Here is a 17,209-nt window from a genome sequence, read left to right on the forward strand (position 1 = left end):
CACGACAAACACTGAAAGCGTGGTCATGAAAGCGTTAAAAAAACTCCCGATTCCAGGCACCGTCTTCGGCGTGGTCCTCCCCGCTCTGGTTGCGGTCGCCCTGCTCTCCACCTCCATCTGGGTATACCTGCTGCCCAACATGAAGGAGGCCGTGATTCAGCGCCGCAAGGAGACCATCCGGGAACTGACGCAGACCGTCATCACCCAGCTCGGCTACTTCGAGGATCAGGTGCGGACAGGAAGGCTAACCATGCCGCAGGCCAAACGACAGGCCGCGGCATTGATCCGCGACCTCCGCTACGGCAGCAACGGGAAAAGCTACTTCTGGATCAACACCCTCGACGCTGTCGTGATTGCCCACCCATACCGACTCGACCATGAAGGGCGAAACCTCTCGAACTACACCGACCCGGACGGAAAAAAGATTTTCCTCGAATTCATCCGCGTAGCCAGAAACGGCGGCGGATTCGTTTCCTACACATGGCAGTGGAACGACCAGCAGGACAGGGCCGGGCCGAAGACCTCCTACGTGGACATATTCAAGCCATGGGGATGGGTCGTTGGCACGGGCGTCTATCAGGCCGACATCGATGAGGAATTCACGGTCATCCGCAACAGGGCCTCAGCCTTCATGATCTTCGTCATCGGCATCACCGCCGGCCTCGCCGTGTACGTTGTCATGCGTATCAGGCGCGCCGAACGAGGGGTCAACAAGGCCATCCGCCAGCGCGAACGGCTCATTGCCGCCCTCAAGCAGGGCGAAGAACGCTACAGAACCATTGCGGACTTTGCCTACGACTGGGAAGTCTGGGTCGGCACGGCAGGAGAAGTGAACTACTGCTCGCCGTCCTGTGAACGCATTACCGGCAGGCCGCCCGAATCATTCTTCGAGCGCCCCAGACTGATGCGGGAAATCGTTTCCCCGGAAGACAGGGACTCATGGGACGCCTACGTCAAGTCCTTCCAGAAACGGGAAAGCGGCAGCCTCGATTTCCGCATCAGGCACCCGGAACTCGGTCAGCGATGGCTATCCGCGTCCGGGCAAAACGTCTTCGGCATCGGCCTCAAACCGCTCGGCATCCGCTTCAGCATCCGTGACGTGACAAGCCGCAAACACATGGAAGACCAGTTGCGCCACCAGGCCCTTCACGACCCGCTCACGGGACTGGCCAACCGGAACCTCTGTCTGGACCGCGTCCATCAGGCCATGGAGCGTTCCAAGCGACGCGACAACTACTTCTTCGCTGTGGTATTTCTCGACCTCGACAGGTTCAAGCTCATCAACGACTCCCTTGGGCACCACTACGGCGATAAGGTGCTGACCGAAACAGCCCGCAGGTTACAGAAGAGCGTTCGCGGGCTGGACACGGTGGCCCGCTTCGGCGGGGACGAGTTCGTCCTGCTGCTTGACGAACTGGTCACGCCCGGCGAGGCCATTCGCATCGTCAAACGCGTCCGCAAGGAGCTGGCCCGACCTTTCGACATAGACGGACACGAAGTTACGACCTCCGGCAGCTTCGGCATCGTGCTCAGCCCCACGGACTACGAGCAGCCAGACGATCTTCTGCAGAACGCGAACATCGCCATGCACCACGCCAAGGAAGCGGGCCGCAACCATTTCAAGGCCTTCACCTCGCGGATGCTGGAAAACGCCATGGAACAGCTTACGCTGGAAAACGACATGCGCAAGGGGCTGGAGTCCGGAGAGTTCTTTGTTGAATATCAGCCCATCGTGCTTGCAAAGGGCAACATGGTCATCGGCTTCGAGGCGCTGGCACGTTGGACACATCCGAAAAGAGGGTCGATCGCACCGTCCGAATTCATTCCCGTGGCGGAAGAAACCGGCATGATCAACGAGCTGGGCATCTTCGTACTGCAACAGGCGCTCAAGACCCTCGGCCGAATGCGGGCCAAGAACCCCAACGCAGTCCCGCTGTTCATGGCCGTGAACATCTCCGCAAAGCAGTTCTCGCAGCTCGACTTCTTCAACACCGTCTCTTCGGTGATTCAGGAGTCCGGCATGCCCGGGAACCGCCTCAAGCTGGAGCTGACCGAGTCGGCCATCATGAACAACCCCAACCACGCCATCCGGATTCTGGACAAGCTCAAGCGCTCCGGCGTCATGCTTTCCATCGACGATTTCGGCACCGGGTATTCGTCGCTCACCCAGCTGCAACACCTGCCGGTGGACACCCTCAAGATCGACCGCAGCTTTGTCTCCCGCATGGTGGACGACCACGGCAGTCAGGAAATCGTGAAGGCGATCATTGCGCTGGCCCACAGCCTTTCCCTTGATGTGGTGGCCGAAGGCGTGGAGTATGAGAGCCAGTTGCAGGCCCTTCGGGAGCTGGGGTGCGAGAGCATTCAGGGCTTCCTGCTGCACCGCCCGCAGTCCGAGCAGTCAGTGGTGGAAATCATCGACAGGCAGGCTCCCCTGCCCTCATGGTACATCGAACGCCTCGGTCAACGCAGAGCCAGACACGATGACGGGGCCTGATCGTGCTCCGTTCTTTCATCGCATTTCTTTTCCTAGTCCTCCTTGCTCCCTCTGCGCTTGCCCAGGAAGCCTTTCTTGAACGGGTCATCGATGGCGACTCCATCAGGCTGGTCATGAACGATCAAAACGTGGAAATCCGGCTCATCGGCATTGATGCACCTGAATACAGGCAGGAGTGGAGCAAGGCGGCCAAACGGTTCGTGGTAGATTTCCTGACGGGCAGACACATCGAAGTCCGTTTCGACAAACAGCGTCGCGACAGGTATGGCCGAACGCTTGCATATGTATACGCCGACACCGCCATGCTCAATGAAGCGCTGGTGCGAAACGGACTGGCACTTGCCTACCCGATACCTCCGAACCTGCGGCACAAGGTCACACTTGCCCGGGCAGAGGCCGAAGCTCGCAAGGCTCGGGCTGGATTCTGGAAACAAGGCGGGCTGCGTCTGACTCCGCGCGAGTTCCGAAAACTTCACTAAAAAGGGCGACTCGTTCGAGCCGCCCTCTGCATATCCAACAGGTCAAACCGCTTCCGGCCACTCAACCACATCCGGAAATCCCGTCTGTTGCGGCACATCCCTAAGCGCCTGCCTGTAATCGGCCCACGCGGTTTTCTGCGCGTCGTCAAGCGGTGCATCCGCGAGCTGAGTCCAGTCGGACAGGCGCAGCCGCTCGTCTCGCTCTTTGCGAACGGTCACGGCCTCGGCATCCAGCCGCGCCGCCTCGTCCACCACCGCCGAAACAACCGTCTCGCGGTAGATCAAATCCTCACCCTTGCCCCACGTTGTTTCGTAGGTCGTGTACGGCTCGCGCCGGAGCGCCACGGCCTCGTTGTAGCCCTGCGCGTCCAATTCCTCGCGTGTCAGGTCCGCGAAGCTGCGGACAACGCCGCCCATGACAATCTGTTTCGGCGGGTTGGCCCTGAAAGAACCATCGGGAAATCTCCACATGATATATCTCCTTAAAATGCGTTGCTGTATTTGAAGGGCTGCGCGGCCCATGCGATGCCGACCGTGAGCTGACCGCTCCCATTCATGCGCGTGGATGTCGATCCGTTTTTGATGCCATTTGAGTGCGCCATGAACATACCAAGAGTCCATTCATCTCTGTCCGAACTAGGATAGAGCAACTGGTTGATGTATGGGTCATTGTACGGATTGCGCACCGTGTCATACAGGTGCCACGGCTGCACCGCGTCCGCGCTCTTCGCCAACACGATCAGCGGAGTGAATCCGAAGTCATCCCAAGGTCCGTCCGTGCTGCCGTTCCCAATATGGCTGAACACCTTGGAGAAGCCGGGAACCGAGCGGAAGAGGTAGGCGACATAGCTGCCAGTTCCCAAACTACTCGGTACGCAAAACTGTGTGCTTGTGTTGACAACCCAAAACCCTGCACTGGTGGTAGCCGCTTGCGTCAGGTTCAAGCAGAGGTATTTGTCTGCGCCCAAGTCGCGGTGGAACAACCACCAGTGGTCTACATCATCCAAACGTCTGACAAAACCGAACTCAACGGAGTCGCCTAGTGCGTGATCGAATGGCGTGGGGTTGCCGCTGGTGTGATTGATGCCCGAAACAATATCAAAACCGAACTCCGGCCCGCGCTTGAGGCAGAGGTCGATATACGACGAGCCGAGGTCGTTGGTGATGGATTGGTTGCCGAGATCGTACCCATCCGCGTTGAACGCCGGGATTGCGCCGGGCTTAACATCTTCGGCATTGGTCAGGTCTGTGAAAAGACAGTTTTCAGGACCGCGCACCCTGTCTTGCAAGCACCACGAACGGGTGTTGTAGCGGTCCTTTGTCAGCACAGAGTCAGGGCCGAAGCCCAATCCGCTCACCGTTACATCCGAACCAGTACCGTTACGCAGCACCACGGCCACGCCAGTAGACGGGTCAAGCACATCCGGTTCCGGCAAGCTCGCGGTGCAGAGAGCCTTGAAGCCAGCGGGCGGCGCGTAGGTGAACCCGGTCGCGCCGTTAATGAGCGTGATACTGTTCGTGCTTCTGGCGTTCACGAACGGCGTAAGCGGCTTCACGGAGTTCACGCCATACACGCCCTGCAAGGCGTTGTTGAGCCTGACTTGAACCTCGTTCGTTTCGGCATTGTAGGCAAGAGAGATAACGTCACCGTCACCCCACGCGCTCACCGTTTCGACAAGCGAACCGTCCACCATGATATTCCCGTTGGCGTGGTAGTAGATGTACGCGGAACCCGCCCCTATCGGCCCGAACCTGTCATCATTGCACTCAGACAGCCCGACAAGTGACGCGCCGGGAGCGCCCGCGTTCTCGAACTCCAAGTACGCATTGAATCCGTCTATCGCGAAGGTTCCCCGCTGGTATCTGCTACCCGTCCCGTCACCCGTTGCGGTCAGGTTCCCGTTGGACAGATCGGCAGGGTAATAGCAAGTGAACGGGTTGAACGTGACGTAGTTGTTCCACGGCACGTCACCACTCTGCACAGGCGCACCGTTCACGGTCCAGTCGTTGCCGTTGCCGCTTGCGTCTTTGCCGAGGTCGGCGGCGTCCGCGAAGTCCGGGTAGCTGCCGTTTACGCCGTAGGCTCCAGTGTATCTTTTAGCCACCCACAACCCGGACACGACACTGGACCACTCGCCAAAGTGTTCGGGGCCGAGAGCCACATCGCCTATGAACTTCGTGTCAGCGTAATAACCGGAGTTAGAGAACGAGTCTGACCCCCTCTTGTTTATTCGGTGTTCCGTGACGCTGTTAAATCCACCCTCGCCATTCAACGCGGGCCACGCTGTTACGGGGCTTCCGGTTATCCGAGAACCGTTGAGATACATCTTGACCCGGTCCTCTTGCGCGGCTTGCGTTGTATCCACGGCAACAACGATATGAGCGTAGTGCGTTTCGTCTTTGATTATTGCGTCAGCCCGCAGTGTGTTCACACCGCCAAAGATCAAGTTGAGCTTTCGCACACCATCCCCATCGCTCAGGAGAAGGTAATCCGACCCTGCATAGAATAGAACTCCATCGTTAATGTCGTTCGGCTTTACCCACGTTGAAAACGTCCACTTCTTTCTATCCCCGGCGATGGCAGGGGTGAACGAGAGGTAGTCCGTTTCTGTGAACAGCGCGGCACACCCGTCCGTGTACGGATAGACGTTCAACGCCGCCTCGCCACCGCCGACCCCCGAAAGCGGATGATCGAATGGCCTCATTACGCCACCGCCTTGAAGTCGTTGACGAGCATGGCGCGAATTGTGCCGCCGCGCTCTGTGATCGTCAGCACGTCCACGGCGTTCGCTTCAGCGGACACTTCCCCCGGCACTCCGCCCGGCCAATGCCACGATGCGGGCCACGCCACCGTGCGCCCTCCGGTTGCGTCTTGTGTCAGCGTGAGTTCGCCGGGGCCGGGATTCGTCACAGTCCACGTTGTGACGTCCTCAGACAGTGTGATCGCCGCCTTGGGCTTGTCTTCCATGTCCCACGCAAGGTCGCCCGCACTGATGGCGAGCGAGGTCTCGCCGTACCGCTGGGCCTGCGTCCACGTGTTGGCGGCGGCGAGCGGGGCGGCGCCAATGTCAGCGCAAACCTGCTGCGGCGTTCGGCATTCATACGCCTGCGTGGCCGCATCCACCCGAAGCAGGGCCAGTGCTGAAAGCTCTGCTGGGTCGGGGAGGAACCCGGCCCCCGCCGCCTGCACGGCCTCGTCTCTTGCCGTTTCGGCAGCCTCCCGGCACAGCCGCGCCAGCTCGGCATGCTCGTAGGCCTCGGCAATATCCAAAGCTGACGGCCCGTTGGCGAGGTTGCCTTCCGTGTTCCAGCACAGGGCGGCCCCGTCCTGCGGGTCAGGCATCTCCACGCCCGACACCGCCGAGGAGACGCGCAGGCTCACGGCCCGGTCCAGCCGCTCGGAAAGGGACTGGCAGATCATGGTCAGCCGGTCCAGCGCCCGCTCATGGGTTTCAGCGGGAAACGGCCCGTTCTCCATGTAGTCCACTTCCTGCACGATGGCCGGATTGCGCCGAATCACCAGCGCCTCGCCTTCCGCAGGCGGCACATTCATGGTCAGGGTGCCGCCGTAGCGTCTCCTGCACCTTCGAGCATGTAGTCCACGCCCCGGTCCAGCACGTGCTCGGCCCCGTCGATGCCACGCAGCACGGCCTGCACATCAGCCTCCGCGATGAACAGGAACGGCACCGCGAACGCCTTGGTTGAGCCGTTGCCCCCGTAGGTGCAGCGGTTGGTTGTTGAAGAAATAGTCATGCATTACCTCCTGTTGCCATACAGTTTCGCGCCAAGCGAAAGCGCGGTTTTTCGGGGTTCAAGCCCTGCGGCCAACCGCCGGGAGTCGGCCTTTCTGCGCCCGGTGCGAAGGATGTCATCCGCCTGAAGCCGCGCCTCGTCGCGCACTTCCTGCTCCTCTTCACGGGCCTCGGCGGTAAGCGCGGCATCCACCAATGCGCGCGAACCGCTCATTGCCACGCCTGACCGGGCCTTACGGGCCCGAATGGCCCCGAGACCGCGCTCCCCGCGCTCGCGCACTTCACGAGCCTCTTTTTCCCCTTCGCGCACGGCCTCCGATGCGTCATGCCGGGCCTGTTGTTCCTCAAGCAACGCCTGCTGCCGGGCGATGCTTTCACGGTCGCCCTCTCCAGTTTCGGATTGCAGGCCGGAAACTGCAGCGCCCGAGAGCATCCGCACTGCCCCGGTCATCTCCGAAGCGAGCTGTTCGTCCATTCCCATTGAATTCTCCTGATTTGGTTTTTGGCCGTGAAACCCGGCCTATTCGTTGATGACCAGCTTCGGGACAATGAGCAGAACCGTCATGGGCAGCGGCTGGTCCTGAACGACAAGGATCGAGTCGTCACGCTGCCAGCCTCTGGGAAACGGTACACTCCTGTCGCCGCTCCATGGCTGCGGCGCTTCGCCCATGGAGGTCTCCGGTGTCCTGAAGTGGATGCGCTCCAATCGTTCCGGTGTGGAGCCGACTTTGCCGCCCAGTGTCTCGTAGAACCGCACCGACACATTGAGCACGCGCTTGCGCTTGGTCTGCGCGGTGCCGCGCGCCGAGCCTGCCTCCAGCCGCATGGGCCGAATGGTCGAGGAGTACCCCAGCCCGGCGTGGACGACGGACGCCTCCAAATCGAGCTTCAGCGTACCTTCCGGGCTGACAGTCACGTCCCGGTGCACTGCCCCGTCCGCAAGGACGCTCACCGTGCGCCCGGCCAGATGCGCCAGCCCCTCCACCTCGTTCGACGGGTCGCCCTCGCGCGTCACGCCGCTGTCCACAAAACGCCTGCGCCGGATCGCCGCCGAACTCCGGATCCAGCCGCTCCACGTAGCGACGCTCCACGCCGCCCGTGGTCCTGCGCACGATGATCCACAGCTCGTCGCGCCCCGCTCCCGGTGAGTGAACGCCGCAGACCGTCTCCACAAAGCCTCGGTGACGATGCGCGACCACGCGGTCACGTCCTGATCCCGGTGCCGGGTCAGGGCGCACAGGATGCCGTCGCGCCGCAGGCAGAAGATGATGGGGTCCGGCTCCTGCACGCAGGCCAGCGCGGTAACGCCCGGGCCGGTCACGTGGCCGGAGAGCAGGGTCAGGTCCGAGGAGACATAGGCATCCGCATCAAAGCGATAGGCCATCTCGCGGACCTTGCGGCCACCGCGCTGAATGAACAGCGAGGCGAAGTCGAGGGTCTCGGGCAGGTGCTGCTCGGCCCCGCAGGTACCTTCGTGCGCGGCGCGCACGCCAGCCGGGGTGATGGGCTCGCCCGAACCCGCCCCGCTCACCGTCCATTCACCGCCGGAGCAGCCCACCCAGAGGCGGGCCTTGGACACCAGAAAACGAATGCCGTTGGCCTGTCGCCCGGAGAGCGTCACTTCCACGGCGTCATCGTCCAGCGGCTCCTCGCCCGGAGGCGCTTCCACGCGGTCGCCCACCTCGCAGCAGACCCAGCACTCCTCGTCCAGCACACCGTCCGCATCATGAACGGCCTCGATGTCCGTGCCGAACGTGACCGTCCGGTCTGCCCCGTCCGGCTCGAAAATCTTTCCGCCCACATACTGGTAGTACCGAAGCTCGTCGTCCGCGTTGCGGCCTCGAAAGCCACAGCCCTTCTCAAACAGGCCGCCGTCCTTGACCGTGATGCTCTCGCCGCTCTTGCCCATGCCTGTTCCGGAGCAGACGAAATCGCGCCAGTCTGAGAGCGGGGCCTCGCGGGTCTTGAGCCGCATGTCGGTCTTGTCGCCCACGCGGGTAAGCCAGATGGTGGCGGGCCGGTCGGGCGTGGCGGCGAGCACCAGCCGTTCCTCGTGGAAAGCCACGCAGGAGGGATAATTGCCATCCTTCCAGCATTCGGGGGCACCCTTGAAGACCATGGTCTCAAGCAGCCAGTCGGCCGCGCCGTTGCAGGTCAGGGTTTTGGGGGGATGGGCCGGATGGACCACCACCAGATGGTCGCCGGACTGGGCGTATCGCAAAGCGGCGAGTTCTTCCGGGGCATAGGGCAGGTCGAGGCGGTATTCCGCGCCTTCGGCCATGACCGGTTCGCCCGCGTGAAAGACGCGCATGCACACGCCCTCATCCACCACGCCCAGCTCCAGCAGGTAGGTGTGTTCCTCGTTGAATTCAAAGGGGATGAACAGCCCGGGGCCGTCTCCCAGCGCCTCTGCCATGAACCGGAATCCCGATCTGCGCCACGCCCCGCCATGGGGATGGACTAGAAAGTTCTCCAGTGTCCGGCAGCCGTTGAAATAGCGGGAGATGTCCACCCGGCCCTCAAGCCGTGGACTCAGCTCGCCCGCTGTGAAGTTGGTCAGTGCCGGTGTTGCGATGCTCATGTGCGCTCCTTGTTTCGCGGCCGGTCTCCCGGCGGGTTTGCGCGGCAGTATACCCCCGGGTTGCGGCCCCGGAAGAAAATGGACGCTCAAAGGAACGAAAAGGAGCAGGATTACCGCTTGACAGGGGTGAAGAAAGCGGCTGAAAACCGCCTGCACGGGAGCCACCTCATGAATGAACTGAAAAACCGCCTGAACACGCCGCTTACCCTGCGCGGCAGAACCGTTGCCAACCGGCTCTGGCTCGCGCCCATGGCCGGGCTGGGGCACATCGCCTTCCGGCAGGTGCTGGACGGCTTTGGCGGCTGCGGTCTGATGATGACCGAGATGACATCCGCGAAGGCGCTTCCCAACGAGAACCCGAAGATTTCTCCCGTGTTCCGCTGGCGCGAGGAGGAGCTGCCGCGGCTCGTGTGCCAGCTCATGGGCTCACAGCCGCAGGAGATGGCCGACGCTGCCCTGCGGGTGCAGGACGAAGGGTTCTTCGGGGTGGACGTGAACATGGGCTGCTCGGTCTCGGCCATCGTCAAGCGCCGGGCCGGAGCCGCGCTGCTGCGCGAACCGGACAGGGCCGTGGAGATCGTCCGGGCCATGCGCAAAGCCGTGGACATCCCGCTGATGGTCAAGTTCCGCACGGGATGGGAGAACGACCCGTCCGGGGCCGTAGAGCTGGCCCGCCGTTTCGAGGACGCGGGCGTGGACTGCCTCGTCTTTCATCCGCGAGTCTCCCCCGACCGCCGGTCCCGCCCCCCGGTCCTTGAGCACCTCCGGCAGGTCTGCGAGGCCGTGGACATCCCGGTCATCGGCAACGGCAACGTATTCCTGCCCGTAGACGGCCTGAAAATGCTCGACACCACCGGCTGCGACGGCCTGTCCCTCGGCCGCATGGCCGTGGCCCGCCCATGGCTCTTTTCAAGCTGGTGCAGTAACTTCACGCCCGGAGCCGACATCCACCGCATCACCGCGCTCGCCATGCTCGACGCGCTGGAAGAGCACTATGAACCGACCCGCGCTGTTAAACTGTATAAAAAGTACGCGATCTACCTCGCGGCCAACTTCTCATTCGGCGTGCGGCTGCTGCCCAAACTCACCGCCGGTGACTCCATCGAGCAGTTCCGGGAAAACGCCCGACGCGAGCTGACCGGGGAGCAGGCCCTCGCCACCCGGCCGAACATCCACCTTTTCACGCGCTGAGCATTGACACCCGCTCCCGCCGGTTTTAGCAAGGCGGATGATGCGCGCCCTTGATCTCTCCCATCCCCTTGAACCCGGCATGCCGGTTTACCCCGGCGACCCCAAGACGGACATACGCACTGCGGCCACAGTCAAGGAAGACGGCTTTGCCAGCGCATGGCTCGGGCTGCCCTCCCATGCCGGGACGCATGTGGACGTTGCGGCGCACATGCTGGCGGATGGCACCGACGTTGACGCGCTCTCTCCCGAGGCGTTCATCGGAACCGGTGTGATGATCCACGCGCCAAAGGGAGCCATCGGGCCGGAAGTCCTTGAAGGCCAAAACGAGGCGGACTTCATCCTGCTCCGCACCGGCTGGGACCGTTTGTGGGGAACGCCGGGCTACTACAAGGACCACCCGCACCTGTTACCGGAAACGGCTGAAGCGTTGGCCCGCCTTGCGCGAAAGGGCGTGGGCATGGATTTCCCGTCCCCCGACCCGATGGGCCGGACCGAGGCGCATGAACTGTTTTTCGGTGCAGGACTGGTCATCATCGAAAACCTTCGCGGGCTCGAAGCCCTTGCCGAGACCATCTTCACCTTTTCCTGCCTGCCGCTGAAACTCACTGGCGGGGGCGGCGGTCCCTGCCGAGCCGTGGGGATACTGCCATGAACCGGGAAGGCAACCTCTTCATCTACCTCCTCCTAGTCGGCACCATGGCCCTCTGGGGCGGCACATGGATCACCGGGAAGATGCTGGCAGGCTCCATGGGACCGCTCTCGGCCTCGTTCCTACGCTTCATCTCGGCCTCGGTGTTTCTGGTGGCCATGGCGTGGCGGCAGGAGGACCGCTTTCCGGGCATCTCCCTGCGCCATGTCCCGCACGTTTGTTTTCTGGGGCTGACGGGCGTGTTCATGTACAGCTGGTTTTTCTTCAAGGGACTCCAGACGGTCCCCGCCAGCCGCGCCGCGCTCATCGTGGCCTGTATCCCGGTCTGCGTGGCCTCGGTTTCCGCCCTGATCTTCCGGGAGCGGTTCGGCCCCATCCGCATTGTGGGGACGCTGCTCTCCCTCGCCGGGGTGGCCATGGTCCTCTCGGACGGCGACCCGATCTCGCTGTTTGAAAGCGGTGTCGAGACAGGGGATCTTTTGATCCTCGGCTGTGTGGCCGCGTGGACCGGCTACTCCATCGGCGGACGGGTTGCCATGCAACACCTTCAGCCAGCCCGAGCCGTCATGTGGTCGTGCGTCTTCGGCAGCCTTTTCCTGCTCGTCCCGGCCCTGCAACAGGGGCTTGTCGCGGACGTGACCCACTCCACCCTCACCGACTGGGCGAACATCCTGTACCTCGGGGTGGCCGCAACCGGCGTCAGCTACGCATGGTACTACCGGGGCATTCAGGCCATCGGTCCGGCCCGCGCTGCCATCTTCATCAATCTCGTGCCGGTCTTCGCCATCCTCTTCGCCACCATCCTGCTGGGTGAATCCGTTGCCCTCTCCCTGCTCGGCGGCGGCGCCATGGTCATTGTCGGCGTTACCCTGACCAACCGCTTCAAGTAGCCTCTCCACATCCCTTCACACCAAAGAACGGGGCTTTGCCTGCCCCAATGTCTCTTTTCGTCCATCCCCAAAGCGCTTCTTTTCCGCATTCAAGCAAAACGGGTTGCATTGCACCATCGATTGCGCACCGCTGTTGACACGATTTTTCATCCAATATACGCATAACAAAACTCAATTTACCAAGTTTATTCACACCGTTCACGGAGGAAATATGCGCCGTTTTTGGATTCTGCCGCTTCTCGCCCTGCTTCTCTGCGCCTGTTCGGAAAACGGCACTGAGCCGACCCAGCCAGCCACAGAAACCGTTACCATAACCGACGCCCTTGGCCGGTCCGTGACCATCCCCAAGGTCGTTGAGCGTGTGATCTGCTCCGGACCGGGCTGCCTGCGCTACCTGACCTATCTTCGCGCGCAGGACCGGGCCATTGCCGTTGACTCCATCGAGAAACGCAAGACCCGCATCGACGCCCGCCCGTATGCCATGACCAACCCGCAATTCAAGAAGCTGCCCCTGTTCGGCGAATTCCGCGGCCGCGACAATCCCGAACTCATCGCCGCCCTTGACCCGCAGCCGCAGGTTATCTTCAAGACCTACTCCACCTCAGGCCACGACCCGGAAGAATTGCAGGCCAAGACCGGCATCCCCGTGGTCTGCCTCGACTACGGCGACCTCGGCCTGCGGCGCGACGCGGTTTACGAATCCCTGACCCTGATGGGCATGGTGCTCGGCGTGGAACAACGCGCCGAAGAGGTGATCGGCTTCCTGAAGACCACCATCGCCGACCTTGCCGCACGGACCGAAGACGTATCCGAGCGCCCCACCTGCTTTGTCGGCGGCATTGCCTTCAAAGGCCCGCACGGCTTCCGCTCCACCGAACCGGGCTACCCCCCGTTCCTGTTCCTGAACGCCGCCAACGTGGCCGCCCCGGAATCCGGCAAGCCGCCGCGTCATGCGGACGCCACCAAGGAGCAGATCGTCACCTGGAACCCGGAATACATCTTCGTTGACCTCTCCACCATCCGGGCCGGGGCCGAGTCCAATTCACTCTATGAACTGGCCAACGACGAGGCGTACAAGCACCTTACCGCCAACAGAGAAGGCCGGGTGTTCGGCGTCCTGCCATACAACTGGTACACCTCCAACCACGGCAATACGCTGGCCGACGCTTATTTCATCGGCAAAACGCTCTATCCCGAACGCTTCGAGGACATCGACCCCGTCTCCAAGGCTGACTCGATCTATACCTTCCTTGTGGGCGGTCCGGTCTTTGACGAACTGAGCAAGGCGTTCGGCAATCTGGCCTTTACCAAACTCGACGCATCGTCCATCCGCATCGGCGACGACGCGGAAGTGCTGGAGCAGTAACCATGCACTTTGCGGACGGTCAGGTACCCGAGGAGTACCGGCGGCACACGGCGCGTCGGACATGGATGGTCGCGGCGGCCGGGGTCGGTCTCGTGGCGGTCCTCGGCTACGCATTGTCCATGGGCGCGGCCCAGCTCTCCCTCAGCGCGGTCTTCCGCGCGCTGGCGGGACTGGGCGTTGAACCTCGCGTCAACACTATCGTCTGGAACATCCGCCTGCCGCAGGCCCTCGCAGCGATTCTTGCGGGGATGGCCCTGTCGTCATCAGGTGCGGTCATGCAGTCGGTGCTGCGAAACCCCCTCGGGTCGCCGTTCACTCTCGGCGTGACCCACGCGGCCGCCTTCGGCGCGGCGATTTCGGTCATGCTGCTCGGCAGCGGCACCATGCACTCCACCGGCGGCGACGCCGTGGTCATCAGCAACCCATACGCCACCACCACCGCAGCCTTTGCCATGTCCATGGTCGCCACGTTCGTGGTGCTCGGCGTGTCCCGCCTGCGAAGCGCCTCGCCCGAGGCCATGGTGCTGACCGGCGTGGCCCTCGGCTCGCTCTTCACGGCCGGGACCATGTTCCTGCAATACTTCGCGGACGACGTACAGCTCGCGGCCATGGTCTTCTGGACCTTCGGCGACACCGCTCGGGCCGACTGGGCCGAACTGGCGGTCATTGCAGGCGTGACCCTGCCCGCCCTCGGATTCTTCCTCTACAACCGCTGGAACTACAACGCCATCGACGCGGGCGACGAGACCGCCAAGGGCCTCGGGGTCCGCGTGGAGCGCGTCCGTCTTTTCGGGATGCTCGTGGCCGCGCTGGTCACGTCCGTGGTCACGGCCTTTCTCGGGGTCATCGGCTTCGTGGGGCTGGTCTGTCCGCACATGGTCCGCCGCTTCACGGGCGACGACCACCGCTTCCTGCTGCCCGGCTCCGCCCTTTTCGGCGGCCTGCTTCTGCTCACGGCAGATACCGCTGCGCGGCTGATGCTCGCCCCGCACGCGCTGCCCGTGTCCGTTCTGACAGCCTTCATCGGCGCGCCCATGTTCCTGTGGCTCGTCATGCGAGGGAGACGCTCATGATCCTTACCGTCAACAACGTCTCGTTCTCCTACGCCTCCACCCCGGTGCTCGAGAACGTCGATTTTCATGTGGACCCCGGCGAAATCCTCGCCATCATGGGGCCCAACGGCGCCGGCAAGACCACGCTGCTCAAGTGCGTCAACGCCATCCACCGCCCGTCTTCGGGCGCGGTCATGGTGGACGGTACCGACGTTCTGCGCCTGACCGCCGAACAGACCGCCCGGCGCGTGGGCTACGTGGCCCAGAAAACCGAGACCGGCAACATGACCGCCTTCGACGCAGTACTGCTGGGCCGCAAGCCGCACATGCGCTGGCGCGTATCGGAAAACGACCTGCGCATCGTGGAGGCCGCCATCCGGCACCTTGGCATGGAGCACCTGACCATGCGCACCCTCGACCACATGAGCGGCGGCGAGGTCCAGAAGGTCGCCATCGCCCGTGCGCTGGTGCAGGAGCCGCGCATCCTGATTCTGGACGAACCCACCAGCGCGCTGGACATGAAAAACCGCACCGAAATCCTCGGCATGATCGGCCACGTGGTGCGCGAGCACGGCATGGCCGCCGTGGTCACGCTGCACGACGTCAATCAGGCGCTTCGCTTTGCGGACCGCTTCATTTTCCTCCGGGACCGCACCATCTTCGCCGCTGCAAAGCGCGGGGAAGTCACCGCCGAGATGATCGAAGGCGTATACGGCCTGCCCGTGGTCCTCGGCGAGGTGAACGGCCTGCCCGTGGTGGTCCCGGCAGATGAAACGATCCGCCCCCACAAGCACGACCACACCGAAACAATGCTCGACCAATAGGAGCCTGCAATGACCTGCACCATAGACAGCAAGAAGATCGACGACTGCATCGAATTCCACGGCCACGTCTGCCCCGGCCTGTCCATCGGCATCCGCGCCGCGGAGTACTGCCTTCAGGCGTTCGGCCACAACAGCGACGAGCCGGTATGCGCGGTCTGCGAGACCGACATGTGCGGCGTGGACGCCATCCAGTTCCTGACGGGCTGCACCTTCGGCAAGGGCAACCTCATGCACCGTGACTGGGGCAAGACCGCCTTCACCTTCTACCGCCAGCGCGACGGCAAGGGAGCACGGCTGACCATGATCCCCGGCGCGCTGGGCAAAACCCACGAACGGGCCGCCGAGCTGATGAAGAAGAGCGTCGACGGTTCGCTTACGGCCGAGGAAAAAACCGAACTTGCCGGGCTCCGCGTGGCCCAGCAGACCAAGCTCATGGAAATGCCGCTGGAGGAACTCTTCGAGATCAATGAGCCGCAGACACCCATGCCCCGCGGGGCTCGGATTCTGGAGACACTGACCTGCGCCGAGTGCGGCGAGGGCGTCATGGAATCGCGCAGCAGGCGAATGGGCGGGCAAACCCTGTGCATTCCATGCTTTGAAGGCATGGACCAGAAACGCTGATTCCCCTTGGCGGCCGTGCGGAAGCGCGGCCGCTTTTTTCGTTTTCCCGGCAAGGGCGGTGTGCTAGAACTCGGAGCCATGGAAGATAGAATCGAACGACTGGAAAGCATTGTCTCCCTGCAGGAGCGGACCATAGAGCAACTTGACGGGGTGGTCACCGACCAGCAGCGGCAAATCGACGAACTGGAACGGAAGCTCATGCTCCTCGGCCAGCGGCTCAGGGACATGCAGACCGATGACGATCCCGAAGGCCCGGAGCCGCCGCCACCGCATTACGGAGGAGGCCGCTAGCTTCATGCAGTACACCGCTGAAACCATCATCAGGGAACTTGGACTGGTGCCGCACCCCGAGGAAGGAGGCTTCTTTCGCGAAACCTACCGCGCCGAAGAGACCATCACCCATACGGCTCTGCCCGACGTTTACGACGGCCACCGCCACCACAGCACGGCCATCTACTACCTGCTGACTCCCGAGACATTCTCGCACCTGCACCGCCTGAACTCGGACGAGGTGTTCCACTTCTACATGGGCGACCCGTGCGAGATGCTGCAACTGCATCCTGACGGTCGGGCCGAGACCGTGGTGCTCGGCCACGACATCCTCGCGGGCCAACACCCGCAGGTGCTGGTTCCCAAGGGCGTCTGGCAGGGGATGCGTCTGCTGCCGGGCGGGACATACGGCCTCATGGGCTGCACCGTGGCTCCCGGATTCGAGTTCGTGGACTACGAACACGCGGACCGCGCCGAACTGCTTCGCCAGTATCCCGAGGCCGAAGCCGACATCATCCGCCTGACGAAATAGCCGAAACGGGGCACCCGCAAAGAGCGGATACCCCGGACAGGCTAGGCCAGCTTGGCCCCCAGCCAGCTCATGGGCATGGTGGTTTCCGGCACGCCCTCGCGCGCATCAACGCCGCGCGCCTCACAGAGCTTGTCCCGGTAGGCCTGCCAGCAGGCATCCGCAAGGCTGGTAGAACCGGACAGCGGATAGGCCAGCATTGCCCCCAGCCGGGCGGACATGGCCTCGGAGAGCATTGCGTCGTACCGGGCCGGGTCGCTTTCGCGGCGCACATAGGAAATGAAAAGGGGTGCCTGCTCGTTGCAGAGAATGAGCCCGCCCTGGATCTCCCACTGCCCCACATCGGTCCCGTCCGAGGCCACCACCCGCACCACGCGGATGACGTCGGAGGGCAGCGAGTACACATATTCCCAGCGCCACAGGGGTGCCTCGGTTCCGGCCGCGAGCTCTGCCTGAGCCATGGCGCAGTTCCACGGGTGCGCCCGCAGCACCGCGTCGCGCACGGCGG

18 protein-coding genes are annotated in these 17,209 nt (G+C 62.9%); 11 read left to right on the forward strand and 7 right to left on the reverse strand.

The window, feature by feature from the left end:
• The first annotated feature begins 25 nt into the window (after positions 1–25).
• On the forward strand, positions 26–2,497 hold the full coding sequence (locus tag JCM12178_RS07520; RefSeq protein ID WP_054650165.1) for an EAL domain-containing protein: 2,472 nt from the start codon (positions 26–28) through the stop codon (positions 2,495–2,497).
• A 2-nt stretch (positions 2,498–2,499) separates the two neighbouring features.
• Positions 2,500–2,976: a thermonuclease family protein gene (locus JCM12178_RS07525; protein WP_083465802.1), complete on the forward strand. Its 477-nt coding sequence runs from the start codon at positions 2,500–2,502 to the stop codon at positions 2,974–2,976.
• Positions 2,977–3,018: 42 nt separating this feature from the next.
• On the opposite strand, the gene JCM12178_RS17710 is transcribed toward JCM12178_RS07525, so the two are convergent.
• Genes JCM12178_RS17710 through JCM12178_RS07555 form a run of 6 tightly spaced genes read right to left on the reverse strand, consistent with a single transcriptional unit; the run spans position 3,019 to position 9,309 of the window.
• On the reverse strand, positions 3,019–3,447 hold the full coding sequence (locus tag JCM12178_RS17710) for a tail fiber assembly protein (protein ID WP_083465803.1): 429 nt from the start codon (positions 3,445–3,447) through the stop codon (positions 3,019–3,021).
• A gap of 11 nt (positions 3,448–3,458) precedes the next feature.
• On the reverse strand, positions 3,459–5,681 hold the full coding sequence (locus JCM12178_RS07535) for a DUF7483 domain-containing protein (protein WP_054650169.1): 2,223 nt from the start codon (positions 5,679–5,681) through the stop codon (positions 3,459–3,461).
• Complete coding sequence (locus tag JCM12178_RS07540; RefSeq protein WP_054650171.1) at positions 5,681–6,529, reverse strand: hypothetical protein; 849 nt, start codon at positions 6,527–6,529, stop codon at positions 5,681–5,683. Before JCM12178_RS07540 ends, JCM12178_RS07535 begins: the two co-directional genes overlap by 1 nt.
• Positions 6,530–6,531: 2 nt before the next feature.
• The gene (locus JCM12178_RS07545) at positions 6,532–6,729 is read right to left on the reverse strand and encodes a hypothetical protein (protein WP_054650173.1); all 198 of its coding nucleotides are present in this window, start codon (positions 6,727–6,729) and stop codon (positions 6,532–6,534) included.
• A 3-nt stretch (positions 6,730–6,732) separates the two neighbouring features.
• A complete protein-coding gene (locus tag JCM12178_RS07550; RefSeq protein WP_054650175.1) occupies positions 6,733–7,209 on the reverse strand; it encodes a hypothetical protein in 477 nt (158 codons plus the stop codon).
• Between the two features lie 39 nt (positions 7,210–7,248).
• On the reverse strand, positions 7,249–9,309 hold the full coding sequence (locus tag JCM12178_RS07555) for a phage tail protein (RefSeq protein WP_245628667.1): 2,061 nt from the start codon (positions 9,307–9,309) through the stop codon (positions 7,249–7,251).
• Positions 9,310–9,477: 168 nt separating this feature from the next.
• On the opposite strand from JCM12178_RS07555, the gene JCM12178_RS07560 reads away from it, so the two are divergent.
• From JCM12178_RS07560 to JCM12178_RS07600, 9 genes are all read left to right on the forward strand, one after another.
• Positions 9,478–10,500, forward strand: coding sequence for a tRNA dihydrouridine synthase (locus JCM12178_RS07560; RefSeq protein WP_054650195.1), 1,023 nt, complete (start codon positions 9,478–9,480; stop codon positions 10,498–10,500).
• A gap of 37 nt (positions 10,501–10,537) precedes the next feature.
• Positions 10,538–11,152: a cyclase family protein gene (locus JCM12178_RS07565; protein ID WP_083465804.1), complete on the forward strand. Its 615-nt coding sequence runs from the start codon at positions 10,538–10,540 to the stop codon at positions 11,150–11,152.
• Positions 11,149–12,039, forward strand: coding sequence for a DMT family transporter (locus JCM12178_RS07570; protein ID WP_054650178.1), 891 nt, complete (start codon positions 11,149–11,151; stop codon positions 12,037–12,039). Before JCM12178_RS07565 ends, JCM12178_RS07570 begins: the two co-directional genes overlap by 4 nt.
• A gap of 211 nt (positions 12,040–12,250) precedes the next feature.
• Positions 12,251–13,405, forward strand: coding sequence for an iron ABC transporter substrate-binding protein (locus tag JCM12178_RS07575; protein WP_054650180.1), 1,155 nt, complete (start codon positions 12,251–12,253; stop codon positions 13,403–13,405).
• Positions 13,406–13,407: 2 nt separating this feature from the next.
• Complete coding sequence (locus tag JCM12178_RS07580; RefSeq protein ID WP_054650182.1) at positions 13,408–14,478, forward strand: FecCD family ABC transporter permease; 1,071 nt, start codon at positions 13,408–13,410, stop codon at positions 14,476–14,478.
• Positions 14,475–15,281, forward strand: coding sequence for an ABC transporter ATP-binding protein (locus JCM12178_RS07585; protein ID WP_054650184.1), 807 nt, complete (start codon positions 14,475–14,477; stop codon positions 15,279–15,281). Before JCM12178_RS07580 ends, JCM12178_RS07585 begins: the two co-directional genes overlap by 4 nt.
• A gap of 9 nt (positions 15,282–15,290) precedes the next feature.
• Positions 15,291–15,902 (forward strand): FmdE family protein, encoded by a 612-nt coding sequence (locus JCM12178_RS07590; RefSeq protein WP_054650186.1) that lies wholly within the window; start codon positions 15,291–15,293, stop codon positions 15,900–15,902.
• 78 nt (positions 15,903–15,980) lie between these two features.
• Positions 15,981–16,193, forward strand: coding sequence for a SlyX family protein (locus tag JCM12178_RS07595; protein ID WP_157054820.1), 213 nt, complete (start codon positions 15,981–15,983; stop codon positions 16,191–16,193).
• Between the two features lie 4 nt (positions 16,194–16,197).
• Positions 16,198–16,704: a cupin domain-containing protein gene (locus tag JCM12178_RS07600; protein ID WP_054650190.1), complete on the forward strand. Its 507-nt coding sequence runs from the start codon at positions 16,198–16,200 to the stop codon at positions 16,702–16,704.
• A gap of 41 nt (positions 16,705–16,745) precedes the next feature.
• Here JCM12178_RS07600 and JCM12178_RS18665 read toward each other — a convergent pair.
• The coding region (locus JCM12178_RS18665; RefSeq protein WP_054650197.1) for a phage connector family protein at positions 16,746–17,209 on the reverse strand (464 nt) is incomplete at its 5' end.

The sequence above is a fragment of the Salidesulfovibrio brasiliensis JCM 12178 genome (assembly GCF_001311825.1).
GTDB classification, from domain to species: domain Bacteria; phylum Desulfobacterota; class Desulfovibrionia; order Desulfovibrionales; family Desulfovibrionaceae; genus Pseudodesulfovibrio; species Pseudodesulfovibrio brasiliensis.